This window comes from Nitratireductor rhodophyticola, assembly GCF_019891355.1.
Taxonomy (GTDB): Bacteria; Pseudomonadota; Alphaproteobacteria; order Rhizobiales; family Rhizobiaceae; genus Nitratireductor; species Nitratireductor rhodophyticola.
This window is the reverse complement of record NZ_JAHSSF010000003.1, coordinates 220,109-244,909: the sequence shown is the minus strand read 5'-3', so window position 1 is coordinate 244,909 and position 24,801 is coordinate 220,109. Positions and strand designations below refer to the sequence as shown.

The following is a 24,801-nucleotide window of genomic DNA, read 5'->3' as shown; positions in this document are numbered from 1 at the left end:
TGATAACGGAGGCGCTCTGTTTCGTTGTCTTGCAGCCTCCCGGGCGGAAACGGGTTCCGCCGTTACGGACTGCCTCAGCGGCTGGTCATTTCGGAGGCGAGGACGCCGGCCAGTTCCCGTATCAGCTTCTGATCGGCAACCTCGGTCTTCACCGCATCGCCCTCGGTCACCAGATCCTGACCGGAAACGATCACCCGGGCGTCGGCCGGGATGCCCGCAAGGAAGAGGGCGCGCGGCGTGTCGTCGACCAGATCGATGGGGTAGAACACGACCTTGCTGTCGTCATTAACGGCGCGGACGCCGAGTTCACCATCCTCGTTCAGCGTGACCACGGAGCGCGGCAGGGCTACAGCCTCCACCGGCTCGGCATGGATGTTGATCTCCGCAGTCATGCCCGCCGGGATGTCGCCTTTCGGATTGGGTACCGCCACTTCGATGCGGAAGGTGCGGGTCTGTTCCGAGGCTTCACGGCTGACGAAGCGCACTTCGCCCCTGACACTGGAGCCGTTGACAAGTCGAACCTCCGCACCGTCGCCCACATCGACGGAACCGAGGTCGTGTTCGCTGACCTCGCCCACGGCAATCACCGGGTCGAGTTTGATCAGCGTGGCGACTTCCTGGCCCTGCATGGCGGAGGATCCCAGCTCCACGTCGACTTTATCTATGATGCCGTCGAAGGGCGCGCGAACCGTAATGCGTGCAAGGTCGGCTTCGGCCGCTTCAAGCTGTGAGCGAGCAGTGGCCAGCGCCGAACGGGCGCTGTCGAGTTGCAGCCGTGCCAGATTTCCGGACTTGGCCAGACGGTCAGCGGCTTCGGATTCGGCCTGGCGCTGTGCCAAGACCTGGCGCGCGGTTTCGACCGCAGCTTCCTTGCCCTCGGTCTCAAGCCTCAGGATCAGGTCGCCGGCGGAGACATTGTCACCCTTGGAAACCGGCAGTTCCGAAACGACGCCACCGGCACGCAGGGCCAGGGCGGAGCGCTTGTCTGCAGCAGTCTTGCCGGAAACGCGGATGGTGCGTGAATGATCGATGCGCGGCGGCGTGGCGACGGTTACCGTCTGCGCTTCCGCAGGCTTGTTCTCCGGACGCTGCGCAACGGTCTGTATTTCCTCGCTGGCGCTGCCGACGGAGGAGAATTCCCCCGTAGCGATCCAGGCGGTTGTCGCGACCAGAACGGCAATCGCGGCAAGTTTATGCAACCTTATCTTCGGCATGTCGTTTTCCGATGCGATAGAGCCGGCCGGTCAAGTAAGGACTGGCCCGATATGGGGACTGCCCGCGCAGAATTCAATTCGCCTGGGCGCAAGGGCACGAAGCCCGTATCTTGCGACAAAAGCACGCTCCTATATCGCACGCGCGGGCTTTACAAAAGCCAAACGGCTATTGCTCCTGACATCAACGAACGTTGGCTCGGAACCAGAGTGCGAGCAAATATAGGCGGCCTCTGCGCGCATGTTGCGCGAAGGTTGGGACATATTGACAAAATCCGTTATTTTGTCAATGGTCATTGAAAGAAAGTGCAGGCAATGAATCTGATCGCCAGATGTACCGATGATCCGAAGCGGGAGCGTATCCTCGATGGCGCCATGAAGGTGTTCCTCGCCTATGGCTTCGCGCGGACCACGATGGACGACATTGCCCGCTCGGCCGAGGTCTCCCGGCCCGCGCTGTACCTTCAGTTCCGCAACAAGGCCGATATTTTCCGTGCCATCGGTGCGTGTGTTCTCGAGCAGTCGCTCGAGGGCGCGCGGCAGGGACTGGCCGAAGACGGCACTTTTGGCGAGCGAATGATGACGGCGCTCGATCGCGCCCTGTTCGGACTGATTGAAACCATCGACCAGTCGGCGCACGGGCAGGAGATTCTCGATATGGAGAACAAGATCGCCGCCGACATCATCGCCGAGTGGCGTGACGGGCTAACCTCCATCGTTGAGGCGGCTGTGGCGGACGAGGCAGCCCGGACGCGTGCCGATCTCGAGGGGCAGGGTCTCTCCGCGCGGGGGCTGGCCGAGATCCTGCTTGACGGTCTCGAAGGCATGCGCATGCGCGGACTGTGCGGTAAGCCGGCGATAGAAGGCGCGGGGCGGCTGGTACGCATTCTCGAGATTTCCATGGCCGCGGCGCAGCCGGGGCGCGGCTGAGGCCCTGATCCGGGGCGTTTGCATTCCTGCAATCCCTGCAGCGGAATCGGCCCTGGCCAGTTCTATTGTGCCGTCCAGCCTCCATCCATGGGCAGGGCCGTGCCGGTCATCTGGGCCGCATGGTCGGAACACAGGAAGACCACCAGCCCACCCAGTTCCTCGATGGTAACGAATTCGCGGGTCGGCTGTCTGGCGAGCATCACTTCGCGTACGACCGTCTCACGATCCATGCCGTGCACTTTCATCTGGTCGGGAATCTGCGCTTCCACCAGAGGCGTGAGCACATAGCCGGGACAGATGGCGTTGCAGGTGATGCCGGTCTCAGCCAGTTCCAGAGCGACTGTCTTGGTCAGGCCCACGACGCCATGCTTGGCGGCCACATAGGCGGATTTGAAGGGCGAGGCGCGCAGGCCGTGCGCCGACGCTATGTTAACGATGCGGCCGCGGCCGGCCTTCTTCATGTGCGGGATCGCAGCGGCGATGGTGTGGAAGGATGACGAAAGATTGATCGCCAGAATGGCGTTCCACTTTTCGACGGGAAACTCCTCGACCGGAGCGACATGCTGTATGCCGGCGTTGTTGACGAGAATGTCGAGGCCACCGAAGCGCTTTACCGCGTGTTCGACAAGCTCGCGACAGGCGTTCGGGTCCGACATGTCGGCGCGCGCATAGGTCGCTTTCACGCCGTGATCATCGGCAAGCTTCTCTGCAAGAGCGTGGTCGTCGGCGCTGTCAGTGAACGAGTTCAGCACGATGTTGCAGCCGCTGGCTGCCAGCGCTTCGGCGACACCGAGGCCGATGCCGGAGGTTGAACCGGTGATGACAGCGGTCCGATTGTGCTTGCCCGGTTCGTCCTGCATGGCATGGCCCTTCGTTGAAGCTGGGGAACTGGAGTGATGCTGCAACGCAGCAAAGCGACGGATGCAGACGCTGTCAAGCGAGGCGATCTGCGCAAATGCGCTTCTGCGCCATTGACATTCGGGCCGGTCTCGGCCACCTCAAGCCCGATACGGCTGAAAACGGGACAGTTCCCCCATGACCGGAACATTCACGGCCAGCAAATCTGTGAGCGGCTATTTCTCTTCGCCATTCCCGCGGCGTGATGCGGTGGGTGTTGCCGTCGGCAACGTCATTGTCGGCGGGGATGCGCCCGTGGTCGTCCAGTCGATGACGAACACCGACACGGCGGATGTGGACCGCACGGTCGCGCAGGTGGCGGCGCTTCATCGTGCGGGGTCGGAGCTGGTGCGCATCACGGTCGATCGCGACGAGGCGGCGGCTGCCGTTCCGCGCATCCGCGAGCGGCTGGAGCGCGTCGGCATTTTCGTACCGCTGGTCGGCGATTTCCACTATATCGGCCACAAGCTGCTGGCCGATCATCCGGCCTGTGCAGAGGCGCTGGCGAAATATCGCATCAACCCCGGCAATGTCGGCTTCAAGGACAAGAAGGACCGCCAGTTTGCTGCGATCATCGAAACGGCGATCAAATACGACAAGCCGGTGCGCATCGGCGTCAACTGGGGGTCGCTCGACCAGGAGCTGCTGACGCGCCTGATGGACGAGAACCAGAACAATGGCTCGCCCATGACGGCGCAGGAGGTGACGCGCGAGGCCATCGTGCAGTCGGCGCTGCTTTCGGCGGAACTTGCCGAGGAGATCGGGCTTGGCCGTGACCGGATCATCCTGTCGGCCAAGGTGAGCCAGGTGCAGGACCTGATCGCGGTCTATACCGAGCTCGCACGGCGCTCCAACCATTCGCTGCATCTCGGGCTCACGGAAGCCGGGATGGGCACGAAGGGTATCGTTGCCTCGTCGGCGGCGATGGGCATCCTGCTGCAGCAGGGCATTGGCGACACGATCCGCATTTCGCTGACGCCGGAGCCCGGTGGCGACCGCACCCGCGAGGTGCAGGTGGCACAGGAGCTTCTGCAGACCATGGGCTTCCGCCAGTTCCTGCCGGTGGTTGCCGCATGCCCCGGCTGCGGCCGTACGACGTCGACCGTCTTTCAGGAACTGGCCCAGAAGATCGAGGGCGATCTGCGCAAGAACATGCCGGTCTGGCGCAAGAAGTATCCGGGGGTGGAAAGCCTCAAGGTTGCGGTGATGGGCTGCATCGTCAACGGGCCGGGCGAATCCAAACATGCCGATATCGGCATTTCGCTGCCTGGCACGGGCGAGACTCCCGCTGCGCCGGTCTTCATCGACGGCAGGAAGGCCGCGACGCTGCGGGGCGGGGACATCGCCGCGGAGTTTGAAAAAATGGTCGGCGACTATATCGAAAAGCGTTTCGGCTCCCGCGAGGCGGCGGAATAAAGTTTAGTTTTCCCGGTCCGCCAGGTTTGACGTCACATTCTGGGTGAGTTCGCGCAAGAGTTCCGCCAGAAGTTCGCGGCGCGCGGCTGGCATCGACGCGAAGAGGGCGAGCTCGCTTTCCATATCTGCCCGGAAGGCCTCTTCAGCACGCTTTATCCCGGTGCCCGTCAGACCGACGATCATGCTGCGCCCGTCCTCGGGCGAGGGGATTCGCTCGACCAGGCCGGCCTTTTCAAGCCGTTTCAGCCTGTGTGTCAGGCCGCCCGAAGTGATCATCAGGGATTTGTAGAGTTCGGTTGGCGTCAGCCGGTATGGCGGCCCCGCGCGGCGCAGGGTGGCGATGACGTCGAACTCGCCGCGATCGAGATCGAAGGCGGCGAAGGTTTCCTCGATACCGGGGCGGACAAGCATTGAAAGCCGGTAGATGCGGCCGAGAATGCTCATGGGGCTCGTGTCCAGGTCAGGAAGCTCGCGTGCCCACTGCGCGCGCAGGCGATCGACATGATCCTCGCCGGTTTTCTCAATGCTCATGAAGGCCCTCTATCGTCTGCGACTCCGAATGCTCACTATATATCTTGACACAAAGATATATTGCAACTATCTTTGCGTTAAGATAATTGCTCTCAGGCCATCGCCTGCGGACGCTTAAGGAGGAAGGGAGAGACAGTCATGTTCGAGATCATCCGACGCTCACAGCAGAAGCCGAGCCCGAAGGGGACCGTGACGTTCGAGGGAGAACCATATGGCGGACAGGTTTCGATGTTTGTCATGAACAGTCCGCCCGGCCACGCCACCGGCCTGCACAAGCATCCCTATTCGGAAACCTGGGTGCTGCATTCGGGGGAGGCGGAGTTCACGGTGGGCGACGAGACGGTGCGGGCGCATGCCGGCGATATTGTCGTCGTCCCGGCCGACACGCCGCACAGCTTTGCCAATGTCGGATCGGAACGTCTCGACATTGTCTGCATCCATGCGTCGGGGCGCATCGAGCAGGAGAACCTTTAAGGCATGCAGGCGGGGCCGGCGGGTCTGTGGCTCACCGGCCTTTCTCAGGCGCTTGCGGTAAGCTGTTCCGGATCGTTGCGCCAGTGCGTGATCTTTTCGGCGAGTTTCTGCGGGGAGATCGGCTTGGGCAGATAATCGTCCATGCCTGCGCCCAGGCATTTTTCGCGGTCGCCCCTCAGAGCGTGCGCGGTGATGCCTATGATCGGTGTATGCGTGCCGCTGGCGGCTTCGTGCTCCCGGATCGCCGCCGTTGCCTCGAAGCCGTTCATTTCCGGCATGGAAACGTCCATGAGCACGAGCCCGGGCTTCAGCGTGCGCAACATCTCCACCGCCGTCTTGCCGTTGCCTGCAATTCTGTATTTCAGGCCCATTCCATCAAGAATCTGGCTGAACACCAACTGGTTGACCTCATTGTCCTCGGCGACCAGAACGTCGAGCGGCCCGTTGGCGCCGCGCGAACCCGAAAGACCGCGCTCGAGCGGTGTCGAGGCGTGAATCTGGATCGGCTTCGCCGGGGCAGGGGCATCGCCCTGCGGCTGATGTGGGAGGGCGCGGCTTACCTGCATCACGGAGACGAGTGTTTCGAGAAGCATGGATGAGCGCGTCGGCTTGTTGAGATGGGCGGCGATGCCGCATTCGCTGACGAGACTCGCGGTGTCCGTCTGGTCGACCGATGTCAGGAGAACAAGCGGGATGCCGGCGAGTGCCGCATCGGCCTTGATCTTCTTGGCGACGTCGGCGCCGTTCATGTCGGGCATCTGATAATCGAGGATCACGCAGTCCACGCGTGCGTCGAGCTGGGCAGAGCGCTGAAGGAAGGCAAGGCCAACGGCGCCGCTTTCCGCGGCAGCGCATTCGAAACCCCAGCTGTTCAGCTGTTCCAGAAGGATTTCGCGGTTGATCGGATTGTCGTCGATCACGAAAACACGGGCCCCGGAAACGTCGACGGGTGCTGTCGCCTGTATCACGTTTGCCGTGTCAATGGCGAACGGCAGGGTGAAAATGAAGGTCGAGCCTTTTCCGACCTCGCTTGTCGCTTCAATCGAACCACCCATCAGTTCGGCAAGCTTCACGGCGATGGCGAGCCCGAGACCCGTTCCTTCGTGACGGCGGGTGGAGGAGGAGTCGACCTGCGCGAACTTGTCGAAAACCGCTTCCAGTTTGTCCGGCGGAATGCCAATGCCGGTGTCTTCCACACGAACCGTAACCTGCGTTGTGCCGCCTTCGGTTTTCCCCGAAACGTCGATCAGCACATGCCCCCGTTCGGTGAACTTTACGGCATTGCCGACAAGGTTCGTGGCGATCTGCCGGAAACGCCCCACATCACCGATAAAGGACGCGGAGAGCTCCGGGTCAACACGAACGATGAGTTCCAGATTCTTTTCGGCCACGCGAGACGAGACGAGTGCGGCCACATCCTCGATCGCTTCTCTAAGCCGAAAGGGGGCCTCGTCCAGTTTGAGCTGGCCGGCGTCAATCTTCGAGAAATCAAGGATGTCGTTGATGATCGTCAGGAGAGCGGTGCCCGACTTGACGATCACGTCGACGAACATCGCCTGACGCTGGTCGAGATTGGTGCGGGCGAGTAGTTCGGCCATGCCCATGACGCCGTTCATCGGCGTGCGGATCTCGTGGCTCATATTGGCCAGGAACTCCGATTTCGTCCGGTCGGCCGACTGCGCCTTTATCTTCTCGGCGGCGAGCGAAATATTGGCGCTGTGCAGATCCTGGTGCGCTTTGGAGATGCGGCGGATCATTGGCTCGAAAATGCGGAGCGCGAGCAGGAGGCTTGCGCAAACCATGGCGACGGCAACGCCGAAGAGCCCCCACTGGAGGGTACCATGGCTTTCGATCATCCCGGCATTGAGCAGATCGGAGATGCGTTTGAGCTCCGGGCGCACCTGCGTGTTGGCCAGTGTCTGCAATTGCTTGAAAACGCGACGTGCCGTGGCGTTCTCATAGTCGGTGAACACCTCCAGCCTGTTGGCGAGCGAGATGATGTCGCGGATCTGGCTGCGGAGCGCCGGTTCCCCATTCTGGCCAAGCCAGATACGCCGTACCGAAGCCGGGACGGCATGGCCGGTAATGTCTGTCGCGGTCGGGTTGGTCTGCGGGACCGGTGCGCCTGCGTTGCCGCCGATCTGGAGGTTGCTGAGACGCTGGCTCTCCAGCGTGGTTACTTCCCCGCTGATGGCGAACTCGAGCGCCTGATAGGCGTCGTTCAATCTGGCCAGAGCCATCTTGAGCTCGCTGTGGCTCGCTTCACTCTCGGCGGCATCGCCGCGGGAGATGAGCTTGGCCTGCTCCAGCCGCAGCGCATTGTGAATCACATCGTTGGTGGCATCGGCCATATGGCTGATGAACGCACCGAAGCGCACCTGATTCTTGGTGACCTGTGTCTGCCAAAGAAGGAACCCGGTTCCCATGGCAACCGCGACCACGAAGCCAATCAGAAGCACGACCAGGCGCCCGCGCATATACTGCTGTGTACCTACGGTAGGCATTACTCTTCCCAAGACATCCCAATACCGTAAGAATTGAGCATCCGGATTAATGTCTGATTAACGCTAAAAGAACGTGTTTTTACACGGCCTTCCAAAATCGAAGGCGGCGTCGTGACGTCAAATTCCACATTCAGAAAAGCAAGACGAGCCGCATTGTTGTCGGCTCGCAAGAAAAAAGATGCAGAAAGCTGGGCTTAATTCTGTCGATCGGCCACAAATCGCGCGGCCTGCCGCAGGGTCTCGGCGCGCTCGCCGAATGGCTCCAGAATATCCTCTGCCTGGGCGACAAGCCCATTCAACTGACGGCGCGTCCAGTCGACGCCATGCAGGCCTGCCAGTGTCGCCTTGCCGGCGGCGGCGTCCTTGCCGGTCGCCTTGCCCATTGTTTCGCTGCTGGATGTGAGGTCCAGAAGATCGTCGGCCAACTGGAAGGCCAGTCCAATAGCAGCGCCGAATTCACCGAGACGTTCTATGTCTGCCGGTTGTGCGCCGCCGACCACGCCGCCGGCCTCGCAGGCGAACCGAATCAGGGCTCCCGTCTTCATGGCCTGAAGGCGAAGTATTTCTTCTTCACTGAGCCTCGAGCCTTCCGCAGCCAGGTCCAGCGCCTGCCCACCGGCCATGCCGCCGATGCCGGAAGCGCGGGCAAGCCGGTTGACGAGCGCGAGCCGCGCTTCTGCTGGCAGGGGCGTCTCGGGGGCGCTCACAATGTCGAATGCGTAGGTCAGCAGGCTGTCGCCAGCAAGGATCGCCGCGGCCTCGTCAAATGCGCGATGCACTGTCGGCTGTCCCCGCCGCAGATCGTCGTCGTCCATCGCCGGCAGGTCGTCATGGACGAGGGAGTAGCAATGCACGCACTCCAGCGCTGCCGCCACGCGCAGCGCCGCCGTGTCGTCGCTTGCATCGAAGAGCGCGGCTGTTTCAAGAACGAGAAAGGGACGCAGGCGCTTGCCGCCGTTCAGCACGCCGTGGCGCATGGCTTTGAGCAGTCGTTCGGGCCGATAAAGCTCACCCTCAAGCGGACGGGCATCGAGCAGATCGCGCAGGGTGTTCTCCACCAGGCTCGCGCCGGCGGCCAGTTTAACCTCGAAGGGGAGTATCATCGTCTCTTCCATGCCCGGAGCGATGCCGCTAATGGGCGCCCGGGTCAAGCCCGATTGCCGGTGCCATTGCGCCGCAGGCATTGGACCGCTATGCGAAAAGCTGTTTTTTAGAGGCGTACATGACAGCGGGGGAACAGGTTTGAGCGGCCCGACAGTCGATCCCGAGAAAAAGCCGTCGACCAGAGGCGGCAGACGCCGTGGCCGCAGCGGCAAAACACGGACGGGGTCTGCGCGTCGCTGGCGGGGATGGCTTCTTCGCCGTGTTGTGATCGTCCTTGCCGTTCTGGCACTGATTCCGGCCGGGTTGACCATTCTCTACAAGGTCCCGTTCATTCATCCGGTCTCTACATTGATGCTGCGGGATCTGGCGACGCTTGAGGGGTATGACCGCCGCTGGAAATCGCTCGAGGAAATGGGCACACTGATCCAGTACTCCGTGATGATGTCGGAGGACGGGCAGTTCTGCGCCCATGACGGCATAGACTGGGCGGCGCTGAACCTTGTCATCAATGATGCGCTTTCCGGGGAAAAGGCCCGCGGCGCTTCCACCATTCCGATGCAGACGGTGAAGAACCTCTATCTGTGGCAGGGCCGTTCCTTCGTTCGCAAGGGGCTGGAACTGCCCCTGGCCGTCTATCTGGACCTTGTGCTTTCCAAGCGGCGCATTCTTGAACTCTATCTGAACATCGTCGAGTGGGGACCGAATATCTATGGTGCTGAAGCTGCGGCGCAGCACTATTTCGGCCGGTCGGCTTCCGAGCTTACCCGGCGGCAGGCGGCCCTTCTGGCGGTGACGCTGCCCAACCCGCTGGAGCGCAACCCGGCAAAGCCATCGGGCGGCCTCAGCCGGCTCGCCGCAAACATCGAGCAGCGGGCGCGAAAGGCGGGCGGTTATGTGGGGTGCCTGAAACCCTGATTACGGCGATTCTCCAAAAAAATGCGCTGCGCCCCACTGGCCAAAACCCGTTTGGAGGTGTATAGGCACGCCGACTTCCAATTCCCGGCCGAAATGCTGGGCCCTGGATCAAGGGGCCGCAACGGCCTTTGACCGATTAGCGGAGCAGGACAATGGCTGTACCAAAAAGGAAAACGACGCCTTCGAAGCGCGGCATGCGCCGCTCGGCCGATGCCATCAAGGCACCGACCTATGTCGAAGACAAGAATTCGGGCGAGCTGCGTCGTCCGCACCACATCGACCTGAAGACCGGCATGTATCGCGGTCGTCAGGTTCTGGAGCCGAAGGACGCATAAGCGCCTTTCTCCTATGGATTGCGAAAAGACCGGTCTCTGGCCGGTCTTTTTTCGTTTGGGCTATTGGGTAGACTGAGCGCGCTTCTGGACGTCCTGAAGCACCGAGAGCGCCTTTTCGGCCTGATTCCCGGGCACGAAGATGTGGTCGTGATGGAAAGCGGCGATCACATTGCAGGGAATGTCTTCCTCCGCCAGCGCGGTGGCGACGGCCGCGGTAAGCCCGACACCGTCGAGTGCGGAATGAACCCTGAGGACGATCAGGCGCATGGGCATGCCGGTGTCGAAGCCAAGCGCCGCCGCGCGCTCAAGGGAAAGCACCAGCGTCGTGCCTTCCTCTTCGATGAAGATGCCTCTTGCGTCGCTGAACAGTGTCTGCGCGACGTCCGGTCTGACGCTGCAGAAGATATAAGTGTCCTCATCCAGAACCGGCGTCATACCGGAGAGCATGGCCAGCCTGTCGTGAATGGGAGAGGACATTTCGCGCTTCCCGGGAGGTGGTTTCGGTCCGCGAGTGTATCTACCGGATCAGGAATCGCCCATTGAATCGATCTTGCGCTGCATTGCCGCGATCTGCTCCCGTAAGTCCTTCAGGTCATCGGACCGGGGGTTGTCGTCACCCGTTTCCGTGTCCGCGGCAGCGGGCTGTTCGGGTGCGCCGGGCATCGGCGTGAACATGCGCATGGCGTTCTGAAACATCTCGATGTTGCGGCGGGTCTGCTCCTCGACCATTTTCATGGGCGCCGACATGCCCATCATGTCCATGGAAGATGTCCCGAACGCCTTGTTCATCTGCTCGCGCATGCGCTCCTGCTCCTTCGAGAAGGCCATCATGGACTGTTCAAGAAAGCTTGGAACAACCATTTGCATCTGGTCGCCATAAAAGGCGATGAGCTGGCGCAGGAAGGAAACCGGCAGCATGTTCTGCCCGTTGCGGTCGTTCTCCAGTTCGAAAATGATCTGGGTCAGAACCGAATGGGTGATGTCGTCGCCGGACTTGGCGTCCTGAACGACGAAATTCTCATCGCGCTTCACCATTTCGGCGAGGTCTTCCAGCGTCACGTAAGTGCTGGTGCCTGTGTTGTAGAGGCGGCGATTGGCGTATTTCTTGATGACGATCGGGTCGTCCTTGGCTGGCATTGCTGACCTCCCCGTAGCACGGTGTCTATGGCGTCGCGTCCGGCCGTCTCTTTGCGTCGACCTGGAAAAACGATGCCCTGGATTCAAGGACCAGGGGCAGGATATGCGCAAAATCCGGTCGAATGAAAGCGGTTTTCGCAGTGGCGAAGACGCGGGCGCTTCCGTTCGGCGCTGCGCATGGGTTGCTGCGCTGCACACATCCGTTTGACTCGGCCCTGATTAGCCGCGACAAATGCGGATAAGGACAGTCCGTCACCTGGGCTGCACATTTTCGCGTGTATGCCTTTTTCCAAGGGAGAACCTTCCATGTCGTCAGCCGAAGCCATTGTCGTCGCCAGCGCCGCCCGCACACCGGTCGGTTCCTTCAACGGGTCGTTCGCCACGGTGCCGGCGCATGAGCTGGGCGCTACCGCGATCCGCGAGGCGCTTTCGCGCGCCGGGGTGGCGCCGGAAGAGGTGAACGAGGTTATACTTGGTCAGGTGCTGACCGCGGGCCAGGGGCAGAACCCGGCGCGTCAGGCGTCGATCGGTGCTGGCCTGCCGAAAGAGACAACTGCCTGGGTGCTCAACCAGGTCTGCGGTTCAGGCCTGCGCACCATCGCCATCGGCATGCAGCAGATCGCCACCGGCGATGCCGACATCATCGTAGCCGGCGGGCAGGAATCGATGACGCTCTCGCCGCATTGCGCCTATCTGCGTGCCGGCGTGAAAATGGGCGATTACTCGATGATCGACACGATGATCCGCGATGGTCTGTGGGATGCCTTCAACGGCTACCATATGGGCATTACGGCGGAAAATGTGGCGCGGCAGTTTCAGATCACGCGCGACGAGCAGGATGCGTTCGCGCTCGCATCGCAGAACAAGGCGGAGGCCGCGCAGAAGGCCGGGCGCTTCAAGGACGAGATCGTGCCGGTGACCGTGAAGAGCCGCAAGGGTGAGACGGTCGTCTCCGACGACGAATATATCCGCCATGGCGCGACGCTGGAGGGGATGCAGAAACTGCGCCCGGCCTTCGACAAGGAAGGTACCGTGACGGCGGCCAACGCGTCTGGCATCAATGATGGCGCCGCCGCTGTCGTGCTGATGCGCGAAAGCGAGGCGGAGCGCCGGGGCCTGACACCGCTCGCCCGCATTGCCTCATGGGCAACGGCGGGTGTCGACCCGGCGATCATGGGCACGGGGCCGATCCCCGCGTCGCGCCGTGCGCTGGAGAAGGCTGGCTGGAAGGCGGAAGATCTCGATCTGGTCGAGGCCAACGAGGCTTTTGCCGCACAGGCCTGTGCCGTCAACAAGGATATGGGCTGGAACCCGGAGATCGTGAACGTCAACGGCGGAGCGATTGCCATCGGCCATCCGATCGGTGCTTCGGGCACCCGCATTTTCAACACGCTGGCCTTCGAGATGCGCCGCCGGGGCGCGAAGAAGGGGCTGGCGACGCTTTGCATCGGTGGCGGAATGGGCGTCGCCATGTGCGTGGAAGCGCTGTAGGCTGACTGGCGGCGCGCTGCGGGGGACCGTTGCGCGCCGGCCGAATTATCGCTCAGGCAAAATAGGGCGAAGGCGGCGGGGAACATTCATCTCAAGGGAGGCGATCTGCATGAAGACGGCACTTGTTACCGGGGGAACCCGTGGTATCGGCGCGGCGATAGCGACAGCTCTCAAAGAGGCAGGCTATCAGGTTGCGGCGAATTATGCGGGCAATGACGAGGCGGCGGCGCGGTTTACCGAGGAAACCGAAATCGCCACCTATAAATGGTCGATTGCCGACTATGACGCCTGTGCCGAGGGTGTGGCGAAGATCGAAGCCGATCTCGGCCCGGTGGACATTCTGGTCAACAATGCCGGGATCACGCGCGATGTGATGTTTCACAAGATGACGCCGGAAGACTGGCGCGCGGTGGTCGATGTTAATCTCAACGGCGTCTTCAACATGACGCATCAGGTTTTCGCCGGCATGCGCTCGCGCAAGTTCGGCCGGATCATCAGTATTTCCTCGATCAACGGTCAGAAAGGCCAGATGGGGCAGGCCAATTACTCGGCCGCCAAGGCCGGCGAGATCGGTTTCACCAAGGCGCTGGCCCAGGAGGGGGCGCGTTTCAATGTGACGGTGAATGCGATCTGCCCGGGCTATATCGCCACCGACATGGTGATGGCCGTGCCGGAAGCGGTGCGCGAGAAGATCATCGCGCAGATCCCGGTGGGGCGGCTGGGCGAGGCGTCGGAAATCGCACGGTCGGTGCTCTTCCTGGCGTCCGACGATGCAGGCTTCGTGACCGGCTCGACGCTGACCGTCAATGGCGGGCAATACTTCATCTGATGAAAATCAGGCGTGCCGCGCCGTAAATTTTCGGGACGCTGTGGATCGATCATGGCGTTCCGGATTCCTCGATCCTGTATCAATTTGAAGCAATTCGGTTAACGGAGCTTTCATCCTGCCGGAGCCGAGCTGTGGATAAGGTGTGCGCTGTCTGTCGACAGGCGGTGGAAAACACCAGATGTAGCGGTGAACGTACCGGGAACATTGCGATATCACTGATTCGTCGCCGATTCGTTCCGGGTTTGGTCGAAGTGTTAATGCCAGGTCTCAACCCGCGCGGCGCGGCTGTTAACGGCGGGTCAAATTTTCCTAACAAAATCTTATGCTTGTGCAGAGTGGAACGGGCCTGCGTCTCCGCTGCCTGCAAAAGGTTAACGCTTGCCCTTCCTTTGCGGCACTTCCGGTTTGGCGCCGATTCAGCATCTAGTTCCGCTTCCTCTGCGTCATACAGTATGTTGGGGTGAACAAAACGAGAAATCTGCAAAGTCAGTGATTCGTCGCCGATTCGTTCCAGACTCGTTCCAAACCTTAACGGATGCATGGATATGCGAAGGCATATGGCAGTCATTGTCGGGGGAATGACAGTCTTGCCTTGGAATGCGGAGGCAAAGCGTGCTAACCCGTGTGCTCGCCTTTTTTCGCTGAGGTAGACGGCTTTCCGGGCCCTATGAATTTCCAGAATCAGAACGCCAGCCCCCGGGTGCTTTCGGGGCGCAACGTCACAGCCATCCTCGGCCCTACCAACACGGGCAAGACGCATCTCGCCATCGAGCGCATGGTTGCGCATTCCAGCGGCATTATCGGCCTGCCGCTGCGCCTGCTTGCGCGCGAGGTCTATTCGCGCGTGGTCGCCAAGGTGGGCGAGCAGCATGTGGCACTGATAACCGGCGAGGAAAAGATAGCGCCGCCGGGGGCACGCTTTTCGGTGTGTACGGTGGAGGCGATGCCGCGTGAGGCCGATGTGGCCTTCGTTGCGATCGACGAGGTCCAGCTTGCCGCTGATCTCGAGCGCGGCCACATTTTCACCGACCGTATCCTGCATCTGCGAGGCCGCGAGGAAACGTTGCTGCTCGGGGCCGGCACGATGCGCGGCATACTGGAGAAGCTCCTGCCGGGCCTCTCCGTCATCACCCGGCCGCGCATGTCGGTGCTCACCTATTCCGGCTCACGCAAGATCACGCGGCTGCCACGCCGCTCGGCCATCGTGGCGTTCTCCTCCGACGAGGTTTATGCCATCGGTGAGCTGATCCGCCGCCAGCGCGGCGGGGTGGCCGTGGTGCTCGGTGCGCTAAGCCCCCGCACGCGCAACGCACAGGTCGCGCTCTATCAGTCCGGCGATGTCGACTATCTGGTGGCGACGGATGCGATCGGCATGGGGCTCAACCTCGATGTCGATCATGTGGCCTTCGCGCAGAACCGCAAATTCGACGGTTTCCAGTATCGCGATCTCAATCCGGCGGAGCTCGGCCAGATCGCAGGCCGTGCCGGCCGGCACCTGCGCGACGGCACGTTTGGCGTTACCGGCCAGGTCGATCCCTTCGCCGATGAACTGGTCCACCGCATCGAGGCGCATGAATTCGACCCCGTGAAGGTGCTGCAATGGCGCACGGCGTCGTTCGACTTCTCAAGCGTCGATGCGCTCAAGGCGTCGCTCGATACGCCGCCGCCCGTGGATGGCCTGACGCGCGCGCTGCCGGCCGCCGATGCGAAAGTGCTCGAATTCCTGTCGCGTGAAGGGGATGTCCGGGCGCTGGCCGAGGGACGTGAGCGTGTCGGGCTCCTGTGGGAGGCCTGTGTGCTGCCCGATTACCGGCGCATCGCACCGGCCCAGCACGCGGAAATTGTTGGTGCAGTCTTTTCTGATCTGGCGCGAATGGGCCATGTCGATGAAGACTACATGGCCGAACAGGTCAAGCGTGCCGCGTCCACCGAGGGGGACATCGACACGTTATCACAGCGGATCGCGCAGATTCGCACATGGACATTTGTCTCGCACAGGCCCGGATGGCTGGCCGATGCGACACACTGGCAGGAAAAAACACGAGAGATTGAGGACAGTTTGTCCGATGCGTTGCATGAGCGATTGACGAAACGCTTTGTGGACCGCAGGACTTCCGTGCTCATGAAGCGCCTGAGAGAGAATGCAATGCCGGAAGCAGAAATCAGCCCCGTTGGCGAAGTCCTTGTCGAGGGGCATCACGTTGGTGAGATGCTAGGGTTCCGATTTACCGCCGACCGTTCGGCGGAGGGAGAGGACGCGCGCGCCGTAAAGGCTGCCGCCCAGAAAGCGCTTGCCGCCGAGTTTGAGACCCGCGCGGACCGTTTTGCCTCGTCGGGCAATGGGGATCTGGCGCTCGATTCCGACGGTCTGCTGCGCTGGCTCGGACAGCCGATTGCCACTCTGGTGGCCGGTGAGGAAGCGCTGAAACCGCGCATCGTGCTCCTGGCCGACGAGCAGTTGACCGGACCGGCGCGCGACAAGGTCGCCGCCCGTGCCGAGCGCTTTGTGACCTATCAGATCGAATCGCTCCTAAAGCCGCTGGTGGACCTGCGCGATACGGAAAGCCTGTCGGGTATGGCGCGTGGCATCGCCTTCCAGCTTGCCGAGAATTTTGGCGTTCTGAACCGCCGCACCGTGGCTGAAGACGTTCGGGCGCTCGACCAGGACGCGCGTGCATCGCTGCGTCGCCTCGGCGTGCGCTTCGGCGCGTATCACATCTTTGTCCCCGCGCTGATCAAGCCGGCACCGGCCGGTCTCCTGTCGCTTCTCTGGGCGCTCAAGAACGACGCCAAGGACAAGCCGGGCTATGGCGATGTGGTGACCGCGCTTGCCGCCGGCCGCACGTCCATCGTGACCGACCCGGCCTTTGAGAAGGCCTTTTACGGTCTTGCCGGGTATCGCAATCTCGGCCGCCGTGCCGTGCGCGTCGACATCCTGGAACGCCTTGCGGACCTCATCCGTCCCGCGCTTTCCTGGAAGCCGGGAACGGGTGCGCGCCCCGAAGGCGGCTATGACGGTGCGGCCTTTGTGGTCACGCCGGCGATGATGTCCATTCTTGGTGCGACTGCCGACGACATGGAGGCGATTCTCAAGGGGCTGGGCTACCGCGGAGAGCCGAAACCGGCCGAAGAGGTGGCGGCGCATCTGAAGGCGCTGGACGAAGCGGCTGCGGAAGAGGATACCACGCAGAAGGCCGAGGAGGCCACGCCCGCCGAGCCTGTGACCGAGGGCGCGGACGCTGCCACGCAGACCGGGGCTGTTGCCGCCCAGCCGGACGAGCAGGCGGCGGCCGAGCCCGCCGCAGCGGAGACGCCGGAAGAGACCCCGACGCCTGTGGCGGAGATCAAGCCGGATGCGACGCCCGAGGCGGCGGCTGAAGCACCTGCTTCCGAAGCCCCGGCCGAAAAGCCAGCCGGCGAAGAAGAAGAACCCAAGCCGGTCCTCATCTGGCGGCAGGCCCGATTTGACGGGCGCAAGCGCCATGGTGCAGGCAAGGGGAACCCGCGTCAGCAGGCGCGCGGGCGTCAGGAGCGTGACGGGGCCCAGAAGCGAGGCAAGCCGCACCGCAAGGATGGCGAAAAGCCGGGCTTCAAGCGCAAGGGCGCACCGCACCGCCCGCGCGAGGAGCGCCCGGCGCGCATCGACCCGGATTCACCCTTTGCGAAGCTCGCTGCCCTGAAGGACCAGCTGAAGAAGTAGCGCCATGCAATGAGCGGAACGGCTTTAGAACGGCAGCGCATCGACAAGTGGCTGTTCTTCGCGCGGGTGGTGAAATCACGCTCGCTCGCCGCCAGGCTCGCCCAGGCCGGGCGGGTTCGCGTCAACCGCAACAAGATCGAGCAGGCCGCCTACCAGATCAAGGTGGGCGACGTGCTCACCATTTCCCTCGACCGGCGGATCCTCGTCTACCGTGTCCTTGCGCCGGGCGCGCGGCGCGGCCCCGCAGAAGAAGCGCGGACGCTTTACGAAGACATGACCCCGCCAGCTCCGCCGAAGGAGGCCGCTGCCGCGGCGGTACCGCCAAAGCGTGACATGGGGGCCGGGCGCCCGACCAAGAAGGAACGCCGTGCGCTCGACCGGTGGCGCGACGATGGGTGATGCCGGATTGCGGTCTGCGAAGGCTGGAATGGGATTCCGCCTGCGACGATTGCGGCGCAACAACGGGCCTTGCAACGGCTCTTCAAAGGGGATACCTCACCTTTCGACATTCGAAGAAGCTGTCAGCCGAGAGCACCAATGACCTATATCGTCACCGACAACTGCATCAAGTGCAAGTACATGGACTGTATAGAAGTCTGTCCGGTCGACTGTTTCTATGAAGGTGAGAACATGCTCGTCATCCATCCGGATGAGTGCATCGACTGCGGTGTCTGTGAGCCGGAATGCCCGGCAGAGGCGATCAAGCCCGACACGGAGCCGGGGCTGGACAGCTGGCTTCAGCTCAACTCCGAATATGCCGAAAAATGGCCCAACATCACCGCTAAGAAAGAGCCTCCGGCCGACGCCAAGGAATTCGATGGCGTCGAAAACAAGCTGGAACAGTATTTTTCGCCGGAGCCCGGCGAAGGAGACTGAACCCACTTTTTGACCGTGGGGCATAACGCTAAAAGACGGGGCGATCGCGCAGGATTCTGCCGCGACATCTTCGCACATGCGTCAAATTCTTGATTCTTTCGGCTTTTTGTGGTAGCTTCACAAAATCATGCCGGTGACAACACGTCTTTTGATGGCGCACACAGACTAATCACTGAAAGGTGGGGCTCAAAATCCGGACCGGGGCTATCTGGGTCAGGGTGTATTGGTTTGCGTGGCGGGCCTTAGGTGCAGGCGCTGTCACCGTCTTCCAGAGCTTTCAATCTTCTATGCGTCCGAGAAGCCGGCAGGCGTATGGGCACGGGGTATCGTCGAGGCGAGACGAAACCTGCATGTCCCACTAGAACAGGAGTGTTAGGCGGATGACCACCCAGCAGAAGAAATCGGCGCAGCGCCAGGGATTCAAGACTGGCGAATATATTGTGTATCCGGCGCATGGCGTCGGGCAGATCGTTACGATCGAAGAGCAGGAAGTCGCCGGTCACAAGCTGGAATTGTTCGTCATCGATTTCCAGAAGGACAAGATGCGCCTCAAGGTGCCGGTCGCCAAGGCGACGTCCATCGGCATGCGCAAGCTTTCCGAAACCGACTATGTTGATCGCGCGCTCAAGGTCGTGCAGGGCCGCGCCCGCGTGAAGCGCACCATGTGGTCGCGCCGCGCCCAGGAATATGACGCAAAAATCAATTCGGGTGACCTGATCTCGATTTCGGAAGTCGTGCGCGATCTCTACCGCGCCGACAACCAGCCGGAGCAGTCCTACTCGGAGCGTCAGCTTTATGAAGCCGCGCTCGACCGCATGGCGCGTGAGATTGCTGCCGTCAACCGCATGTCGGAGACGGAGGCCGTGCGCCTGATCGAGACCAACCTCAACAAGGGCCCGCGCCGCGGCGCCAAGGCCGACAACGAGGAAGGCGAGAAGGAAGAGGCAGCATAAGCTTCCCCTTCAACTGGTTTCAGGGCATCGGACCGAAAGGTGAAATCCGGTTTTCGGATCGTTTCGATGCTCCATCAATCGTTACAGCGCCGCGCGTCTTACAAGACGCGCAAAGGACGCTGTAACACTTTCAAATGATGCATGTTCGTTGTCTTTCAAATGAATTCATTTGAAAGCGACATGCATTAGATCGTCCTTTGTGCGCCCGGATGGACGCACGGTGAACCAGAGAACCCGGCTGTTTCAGCCGGGTTTTTTGTTGCCGACTTCAATTTTGCCACCGCTGGAACTTTTCCTGTTTCCGACTCGTTACTTTAAGTGATGTCTCGTTGCTTCGGTCGAGATCACCGCAGTTTGCGAAGCCTTGTGACGGCTCTTGCCGGGGTTTGCGGGATATCCGCCATTGGCGTGGCCGCGCGTGTTGGGACGGTGCGTCAACGACGCTCTGACAGAACGAACCGCGCATTGGCCAGAGCCGGTGCGTTTGGGCTTGGAGGCCCGCGAAGCCCTTGTTTAAGGGGGCGGGCCGGTAACGCGGGAGTGCATCATGCAAGACCGGGCGGAACGCAAACTGATTGAAAGTGCCATGAAGGCGCCGTATCTGGCGCTGGAAGAAGAACAGGATCTGGCGAAGCGCTGGTACAGGAAGCACGATCAGCAGGCGCTTCACCAGTTAACCGTGGCCCATATGCGGCTGGTTATTGCCATGGCCGCCCGCTTCCGGAACTTCGGATTGCCGGTGGCCGATCTCATTCAGGAAGGCCATATCGGCCTTCTGGAAGCTGCGGCGCGCTTTGACCCGGAGCGGGGCGTGCGGTTCTCGACATACGCAACCTGGTGGATACGCGCCTCGATGCAGGACTATGTTCTGCGCAACTGGTCCATCGTGCGCGGCGGAACGAGTTCTGCGCAGAAGGCGCTGTTCTTCAAGTTTCGCCGGCTGCGGGCGAAGCTGCAGAAGAGCATGGGAACCTCCAGCGAGATCCACGAGGAAGCGGCCAGGCTTCTCGGTGTGTCGCCGGCAGACGTGGCCATGATGGATGCAAGACTTTCCGGCCCCGATCTTTCCCTCAACGCCCCGATGCGCGATGAAGGGGACGCGTCCGCAGAGCGGATGGAGTTTATTCCTTCCGATGACGATCCGATAGACGAAACGGTTGAGCACATGATCGATGGCGAACGCCGGGCGCTCTGGCTCACCGATGCGCTCGATGTTCTCGACAAACGCGAACTGAAGATCATCCGCGAGCGTCGCCTGTCGGATGAGGGGGCCACGCTGGAGGCGCTCGGCACGGCGCTCGGAATATCGAAGGAGCGCGTCCGACAGATCGAAAGCAGGGCGATCGAAAAGCTGCGCAGTGTGCTTGCGCGCGAACATCCTGCGCTTGCAGGTGGCGCAGTCTGAGAGACTGTTCGGTAGTGCTGCTGCGCTGGCCCGCTTCGGCGCTTCACGCAGTTCCGGACGAACAACCGGTTTCAGCTTTCCCTGGAGCTGCCCTACTGGTCGGTGACGATCTTCACCTTGGTCCCCGCCGACGGCGTGGCGCCCGGGCTGAGCGCATTCAGGAGGCGGAACAGTTCGACTTTCCGATCGACGCCGCGCATTTGTGCGGCCAGCGAACCCAGTGTTTCGCCGGGCTGAACCGTAACCACGCGAATGCGCAGGGGCTTGAGGGCCGCACGCTCGGTCTGGTCGAGAACACGGAAGCTCTGGCTGACCGAATCGGCGACCCTTTCAAGATCACCGCTCGTCGCCGGCGCGGCTGTCAGCAGACGATAAACCTGCCCGCCGGAGCGGATCACCGTCACGTCGAACTGCCAGCCGTCGGCACTGGCGCGCCCTTTTGCAGCCGGGTAGCCATTGATGGTGAGCGTGCGGATGGTCTCAGGTTCCAGTCCGGCCACCCAGCCGCTGGTCAGATAGTCGGACAGGGACGTGCCCTGGGGCACCGTTGCGCCATCGAAACGGACCGCGATGTCGTCGGGCCCGACGGCGGTGACCGCCTTTGCGGAATTGTCGATGACGAACCCCTGGGGGACGCGGAACGCGACGCCGAGGCCCGGGTGCAGAAAATCGCGCCCGCGCACAAAGCCTTCTTCCGGCGAATCGCCGTAGATCATCCCGTCAATGCCGGCGAGGAAAGATTCGCGGTCACGCTTGCCTGCCGCGTCCGGCTGTTGCAGTTCGCGGGCGTGGCGCTGTGCGAGTTCGATACGGCGCGGCGCATTGGGGTGGCTGGCCAGAAAGTCGAGGCTGGCGTCAGTCGCGCCGCTGACGCTGCGAAAGCCCTGATAGGCGTCCATCGCCTGAAGGAAACGTGCCGCCGCGAAAGCGTCATACCCCGCATGGGAGGTGGTGCGGATGCCGATACGGTCGGCTTCAAGCTCCTGATTGCGGGAGAACTGCGCAAGCCGGAGCTTGCCGCGCACCAGAGCGGCCTGGGCCGCCTGATCGCGTCCGCCGACCACTTCATTGACCACTTTCGATGCGAATTTTTCTTCCGCTTCGAGCTTCTGCCGCTCGATGCCGTGATTGGCGGTCACATGCGCCATCTCATGCGCGAGCACGGCAGCAAGCTCCGCCGAGTCGTTGGCGAGCGCGAGAAGGCCGCGTGTGACGTAGAGGTAGCCACCGGGCAGGGCGAACGCATTGACGTTCGGCGAGTTGAGGATTGTGATCCTGTAGGCGGCGCCGGTGTTCTGTTCGTCGAGCGTGAGCGAGCCGACGACCTTGGCCACCATGCGCTCGAGTTTCGGATCGGAATATTCGCCGCCATAAGTCTGCAGGATGCGCGGATGCTGCTGGCGGGCAAGGCGCGCCAGGCGGTTGCCGCGCGTTACCGTGTCCACCGTGACCGGGTTGGACGAGGGCATGAAGCTGCCTGTGTCGGTCGGAATCATCTGGCAACCGGACAGGAGCGCGGTGAGCGTCAGGGCCAGGACAGTTTTGCGCGGCAAGGAACGCGCGGACGGCAGGAAGTTCATGGTAGCGGGCGCTCGATTGGACAGGTGAATGTCCTTCCGGTTGATCTTGTCCAAAGCATGACCGGCGTTAATGTGCGAGTCACGCGTTTGGTTCCCTCAGCATTTCGTCATGTCCCATCCGGGGCACGGTCTAGCGTATAAGCTGCAAAAGGGGAATCCATTTCTTGGAGCTTAATTGATTTCCCGGCGTGCGCCTATATAGCGGTTGAAGGCTTCCGAAGCGGTGCCTGAAACAAACGCCCCGGTTGTGCCCGTCGCCGAGATCCTTCCATCTTCCACGAAGATCATGGTTTTGCAGAGCCGCTCCGCATCGCGCGGATCGTGCGTGGCCATGAGGACCGTCATTTTCTGCTCTGCGTGCAGCGCGGCTATGAGCGCGAGCATTTCGTCGCGCAGCGCCGGTCCAAGCGAGGCGAAGGGTTCGTCCATCAGGAGAACCGGACGTTTGCGAATCAGAACGCGGGCAAGCGCCACACGCTGGCGCTCGCCGCCCGAAAGCGCCTGCGGCAGCCGGTCTTCCTTGCCGGCGAGGCCGGTTCTGGCAAGAGCGTCCGAGACGGCCGCGCGGTCTTCTTCCGTCAGTTTCAGGGAGGGTGAGCGGCCGAGCCCCACATTCTGCGCCACGGTGAGATGCGCGAAGAGATTGTTCTCCTGAAACACCATGGAGACCGGCCGGCGGTGGGGGGTAAGCGCAGAGACATCCTCGCCATCGATGAGGATGCGGCCCGATGCGGGTCGCTCAAAGCCGGCAATCAGGCTGAGCAGGGTTGACTTGCCCGAGCCGCTCGGGCCCATGACGGCGACGATGTCTGACGCAGCGATGGTCGCGTCGAACGCCATCGGCCTCCCCCCCGGATAAGCGAATTGCAGCGCTTCCAGAGCGATTTGCGCGCCATGTCCAGCGGCGGTCTTGATCATGTCTTCTCCCTGCCGAGACGATCGGCGATGAACATCAATGCCAGACAGAGAAGCCCCAGGAAAAGAGCGAGGCCGGCGGCATCTGCCGTGCGGTAGCTGCCCATGCGCTGCAGCAGGAGATAGGGCAGCGTCTGCACCTGATCGGAGCCGAACAGGGCGATGACGCCGAGATCGCCCAGAGATAGGGCGGCAGCGAAGGCGAGTGCGGTGGCAGCGGGACGTTTGAGCGCAGGCCAGTCGACAAGGCGTAGCCTGCTCCACCCGGTAATGCCAAGTGAGAGACACAGTCTTTCATGGCGGGCGCTGGCGGCATCATATGCCGGACGAATGGCACGGATGGCGAAGGGCATGGCCATCACCGCATTGACCGTGACGACCATGACCGGCGCGAAAGCGAAGACATTGCCCACATGACGCAGGAGAATAAACCAGCCAGCACCGATGACCAGCGGCGGAACGATGAGCACCATGGCAGCACCGCTGTCGGTGGCGCGTTCGAGCAGGGTTGCGGGCAGGGCGCCGCGCTTCATTTCCAGTGCGCGCCGGGCGGCGACCAGCGCCAGGGAAAGGATGAGGCAAAGAAGCGACGAAAGGCCCGCGAAGACAAGGCTGGTCGTCGTGGCGGAGAAGACCGCGCTTTCGGTCGCAAGACGCCCGAGATCGGCCCTGAGGCCGGCAATCACGGTCGCGCCCATCGGACCGGCGACGAAGAACAGGCCGATGAGAATGAGGGTCGCGTTGAGACCGGTTTCGGCGGGCGTGTGCCAGACGATCCGGCGGGGTGCGACGGGCAGGTTCGCGTCGCCGCTGAAGGACGCGCCAAGACGGCTCATAGCCAGCACGATGCTGCCCGCCAGTGCCACCTGAATGAGGGTGAGCACCAGTGCACGGGCAGGGTCGAAGTCGAAGCGCAGCGCCTGATAAATCGCCACTTCGAGTGTGGTCGCGCGCGGGCCCCCTCCGAGCAGCAACACAATGGTGAAGGACGTGACGCATAGCATGAAGACGAGCCCGGCGATGCCGGGCAGGGCAGCGCGCATGGCCGGCCATTCGAGAAACCGGAACGAGGCGCGCGCACCCATGCCAAGCTGGGTCGCAAGACGCCACTGGTCTGCCGGCACGCTTTCAAGCGCGTTCAGGAAGAGCCGCGTTGCGAGCGGCAGGTTGAAGAAGACATGGGCGACCAGAATGCCCGAGAGGCCATAGATGCCAGGCCAGTGCTCGTTGAAGGCGACCGACAGGAATGGCGCGAAGAAGCCCGCGCGGCCATAGAGCGCAAGAACACCGAGGGCGGCCACGATGGCCGGTAGCGCAAGGGGCACGGCGAACAGGCGCAGGATGAAGGCACGTCCCGGAAAAGCCGGGTGCCGTGCCAGCGCACGCGCCAGAAGGATCGCTGGTAATACAGAAAGCAGTGTCGACAGCAGCGCCTGCCAGAACGTGAAGCGCGCAATGCGCAGAAGCCATGCATCGAACGCATCCAGCACGCCAGAACCCTGGCGTGCCGCTTCCACCGCGAGGCCGATGAAGGCCCCGCCGATCAGCAGGCCAATGGCGGTGAGCGCGAGGCGCCCCGCAGTTGTGCGTCTGTCCAT

At 62.2% G+C, this 24,801-nt stretch carries 22 protein-coding genes; 12 read left to right on the top strand and 10 right to left on the bottom strand.

Features of this window, described 5'->3' with window-relative positions:
• Positions 1 to 74: 74 nt before the first annotated feature.
• Entirely contained in the window at positions 75 to 1,214 is a 1,140-nt protein-coding gene (locus KUG85_RS12210) for an efflux RND transporter periplasmic adaptor subunit (RefSeq protein ID WP_223005431.1), read from the bottom strand.
• Positions 1,215 to 1,526: 312 nt separating this feature from the next.
• Between KUG85_RS12210 and KUG85_RS12205 the strand changes: the two genes are divergently transcribed.
• Entirely contained in the window at positions 1,527 to 2,141 is a 615-nt protein-coding gene (locus tag KUG85_RS12205) for a TetR/AcrR family transcriptional regulator (RefSeq protein WP_223005430.1), read from the top strand.
• A gap of 62 nt (positions 2,142 to 2,203) precedes the next feature.
• Here KUG85_RS12205 and KUG85_RS12200 read toward each other — a convergent pair whose 3' ends face one another.
• Positions 2,204 to 3,001 (bottom strand): 3-hydroxybutyrate dehydrogenase, encoded by a 798-nt coding sequence (locus KUG85_RS12200; protein ID WP_223005429.1) that lies wholly within the window; start codon positions 2,999 to 3,001, stop codon positions 2,204 to 2,206.
• Between the two features lie 175 nt (positions 3,002 to 3,176).
• Between KUG85_RS12200 and ispG the strand changes: the two genes are divergently transcribed.
• The gene (gene ispG / locus KUG85_RS12195) at positions 3,177 to 4,454 is read left to right on the top strand and encodes a flavodoxin-dependent (E)-4-hydroxy-3-methylbut-2-enyl-diphosphate synthase (RefSeq protein WP_088941579.1); all 1,278 of its coding nucleotides are present in this window, start codon (positions 3,177 to 3,179) and stop codon (positions 4,452 to 4,454) included.
• A 3-nt stretch (positions 4,455 to 4,457) separates the two neighbouring features.
• Here the strand turns inward: ispG and KUG85_RS12190 are convergent, their stop codons facing one another.
• Positions 4,458 to 4,985, bottom strand: a complete 528-nt coding sequence (locus KUG85_RS12190; protein WP_065818085.1) for a MarR family winged helix-turn-helix transcriptional regulator — start codon at positions 4,983 to 4,985, stop codon at positions 4,458 to 4,460.
• Between the two features lie 138 nt (positions 4,986 to 5,123).
• Between KUG85_RS12190 and KUG85_RS12185 the strand changes: the two genes are divergently transcribed.
• Complete coding sequence (locus KUG85_RS12185) at positions 5,124 to 5,459, top strand: cupin domain-containing protein (RefSeq protein WP_025029517.1); 336 nt, start codon at positions 5,124 to 5,126, stop codon at positions 5,457 to 5,459.
• Between the two features lie 44 nt (positions 5,460 to 5,503).
• Here the strand turns inward: KUG85_RS12185 and KUG85_RS12180 are convergent, their stop codons facing one another.
• Positions 5,504 to 7,963, bottom strand: a complete 2,460-nt coding sequence (locus tag KUG85_RS12180; protein WP_255606387.1) for a response regulator — start codon at positions 7,961 to 7,963, stop codon at positions 5,504 to 5,506.
• Positions 7,964 to 8,157: 194 nt separating this feature from the next.
• A complete protein-coding gene (locus KUG85_RS12175) occupies positions 8,158 to 9,066 on the bottom strand; it encodes a polyprenyl synthetase family protein (RefSeq protein ID WP_065818087.1) in 909 nt (302 codons plus the stop codon).
• A gap of 139 nt (positions 9,067 to 9,205) precedes the next feature.
• On the opposite strand from KUG85_RS12175, the gene mtgA reads away from it, so the two are divergent.
• Together mtgA and rpmF are read left to right on the top strand one after the other, a co-directional pair.
• A complete protein-coding gene (mtgA, locus tag KUG85_RS12170) occupies positions 9,206 to 9,982 on the top strand; it encodes a monofunctional biosynthetic peptidoglycan transglycosylase (RefSeq protein ID WP_223005428.1) in 777 nt (258 codons plus the stop codon).
• A 152-nt stretch (positions 9,983 to 10,134) separates the two neighbouring features.
• A complete protein-coding gene (gene rpmF / locus KUG85_RS12165) occupies positions 10,135 to 10,317 on the top strand; it encodes a 50S ribosomal protein L32 (RefSeq protein ID WP_007007560.1) in 183 nt (60 codons plus the stop codon).
• Positions 10,318 to 10,377: 60 nt separating this feature from the next.
• Here rpmF and KUG85_RS12160 read toward each other — a convergent pair whose 3' ends face one another.
• Together KUG85_RS12160 and phaR are read right to left on the bottom strand one after the other, a co-directional pair.
• Positions 10,378 to 10,794, bottom strand: a complete 417-nt coding sequence (locus tag KUG85_RS12160) for an ACT domain-containing protein (protein WP_223005427.1) — start codon at positions 10,792 to 10,794, stop codon at positions 10,378 to 10,380.
• Positions 10,795 to 10,842: 48 nt separating this feature from the next.
• Complete coding sequence (gene phaR / locus KUG85_RS12155; RefSeq protein WP_065818090.1) at positions 10,843 to 11,454, bottom strand: polyhydroxyalkanoate synthesis repressor PhaR; 612 nt, start codon at positions 11,452 to 11,454, stop codon at positions 10,843 to 10,845.
• Positions 11,455 to 11,760: 306 nt separating this feature from the next.
• Between phaR and KUG85_RS12150 the strand changes: the two genes are divergently transcribed.
• The 7 genes from KUG85_RS12150 to KUG85_RS12120 all read left to right on the top strand — a co-directional run bounded on the left by KUG85_RS12150 (position 11,761) and on the right by KUG85_RS12120 (position 20,708).
• Entirely contained in the window at positions 11,761 to 12,945 is a 1,185-nt protein-coding gene (locus KUG85_RS12150) for an acetyl-CoA C-acetyltransferase (protein ID WP_223005426.1), read from the top strand.
• 109 nt (positions 12,946 to 13,054) lie between these two features.
• Positions 13,055 to 13,774 (top strand): acetoacetyl-CoA reductase, encoded by a 720-nt coding sequence (gene phbB / locus KUG85_RS12145; RefSeq protein ID WP_223005425.1) that lies wholly within the window; start codon positions 13,055 to 13,057, stop codon positions 13,772 to 13,774.
• Positions 13,775 to 14,441: 667 nt separating this feature from the next.
• Positions 14,442 to 17,474: a helicase-related protein gene (locus tag KUG85_RS12140; RefSeq protein WP_223005424.1), complete on the top strand. Its 3,033-nt coding sequence runs from the start codon at positions 14,442 to 14,444 to the stop codon at positions 17,472 to 17,474.
• A 9-nt stretch (positions 17,475 to 17,483) separates the two neighbouring features.
• Entirely contained in the window at positions 17,484 to 17,873 is a 390-nt protein-coding gene (locus KUG85_RS12135) for an RNA-binding S4 domain-containing protein (RefSeq protein ID WP_223005423.1), read from the top strand.
• Between the two features lie 138 nt (positions 17,874 to 18,011).
• Positions 18,012 to 18,350, top strand: a complete 339-nt coding sequence (gene fdxA, locus KUG85_RS12130) for a ferredoxin FdxA (protein ID WP_007007554.1) — start codon at positions 18,012 to 18,014, stop codon at positions 18,348 to 18,350.
• Positions 18,351 to 18,730: 380 nt separating this feature from the next.
• The gene (locus tag KUG85_RS12125; protein WP_007007553.1) at positions 18,731 to 19,303 is read left to right on the top strand and encodes a CarD family transcriptional regulator; all 573 of its coding nucleotides are present in this window, start codon (positions 18,731 to 18,733) and stop codon (positions 19,301 to 19,303) included.
• A 547-nt stretch (positions 19,304 to 19,850) separates the two neighbouring features.
• Entirely contained in the window at positions 19,851 to 20,708 is an 858-nt protein-coding gene (locus tag KUG85_RS12120) for an RNA polymerase factor sigma-32 (RefSeq protein ID WP_065818095.1), read from the top strand.
• 92 nt (positions 20,709 to 20,800) lie between these two features.
• Here KUG85_RS12120 and KUG85_RS12115 read toward each other — a convergent pair whose 3' ends face one another.
• The 3 genes from KUG85_RS12115 to thiP form a co-directional block, all read right to left on the bottom strand.
• Positions 20,801 to 22,288, bottom strand: a complete 1,488-nt coding sequence (locus tag KUG85_RS12115; RefSeq protein ID WP_223005422.1) for a M48 family metalloprotease — start codon at positions 22,286 to 22,288, stop codon at positions 20,801 to 20,803.
• Positions 22,289 to 22,459: 171 nt separating this feature from the next.
• On the bottom strand, positions 22,460 to 23,206 hold the full coding sequence (gene thiQ, locus KUG85_RS12110; protein WP_223005421.1) for a thiamine ABC transporter ATP-binding protein: 747 nt from the start codon (positions 23,204 to 23,206) through the stop codon (positions 22,460 to 22,462).
• On the bottom strand, positions 23,203 to 24,801 hold the full coding sequence (thiP, locus tag KUG85_RS12105; protein ID WP_223005420.1) for a thiamine/thiamine pyrophosphate ABC transporter permease: 1,599 nt from the start codon (positions 24,799 to 24,801) through the stop codon (positions 23,203 to 23,205). The genes thiQ and thiP overlap by 4 nt, the downstream gene beginning before the upstream one ends.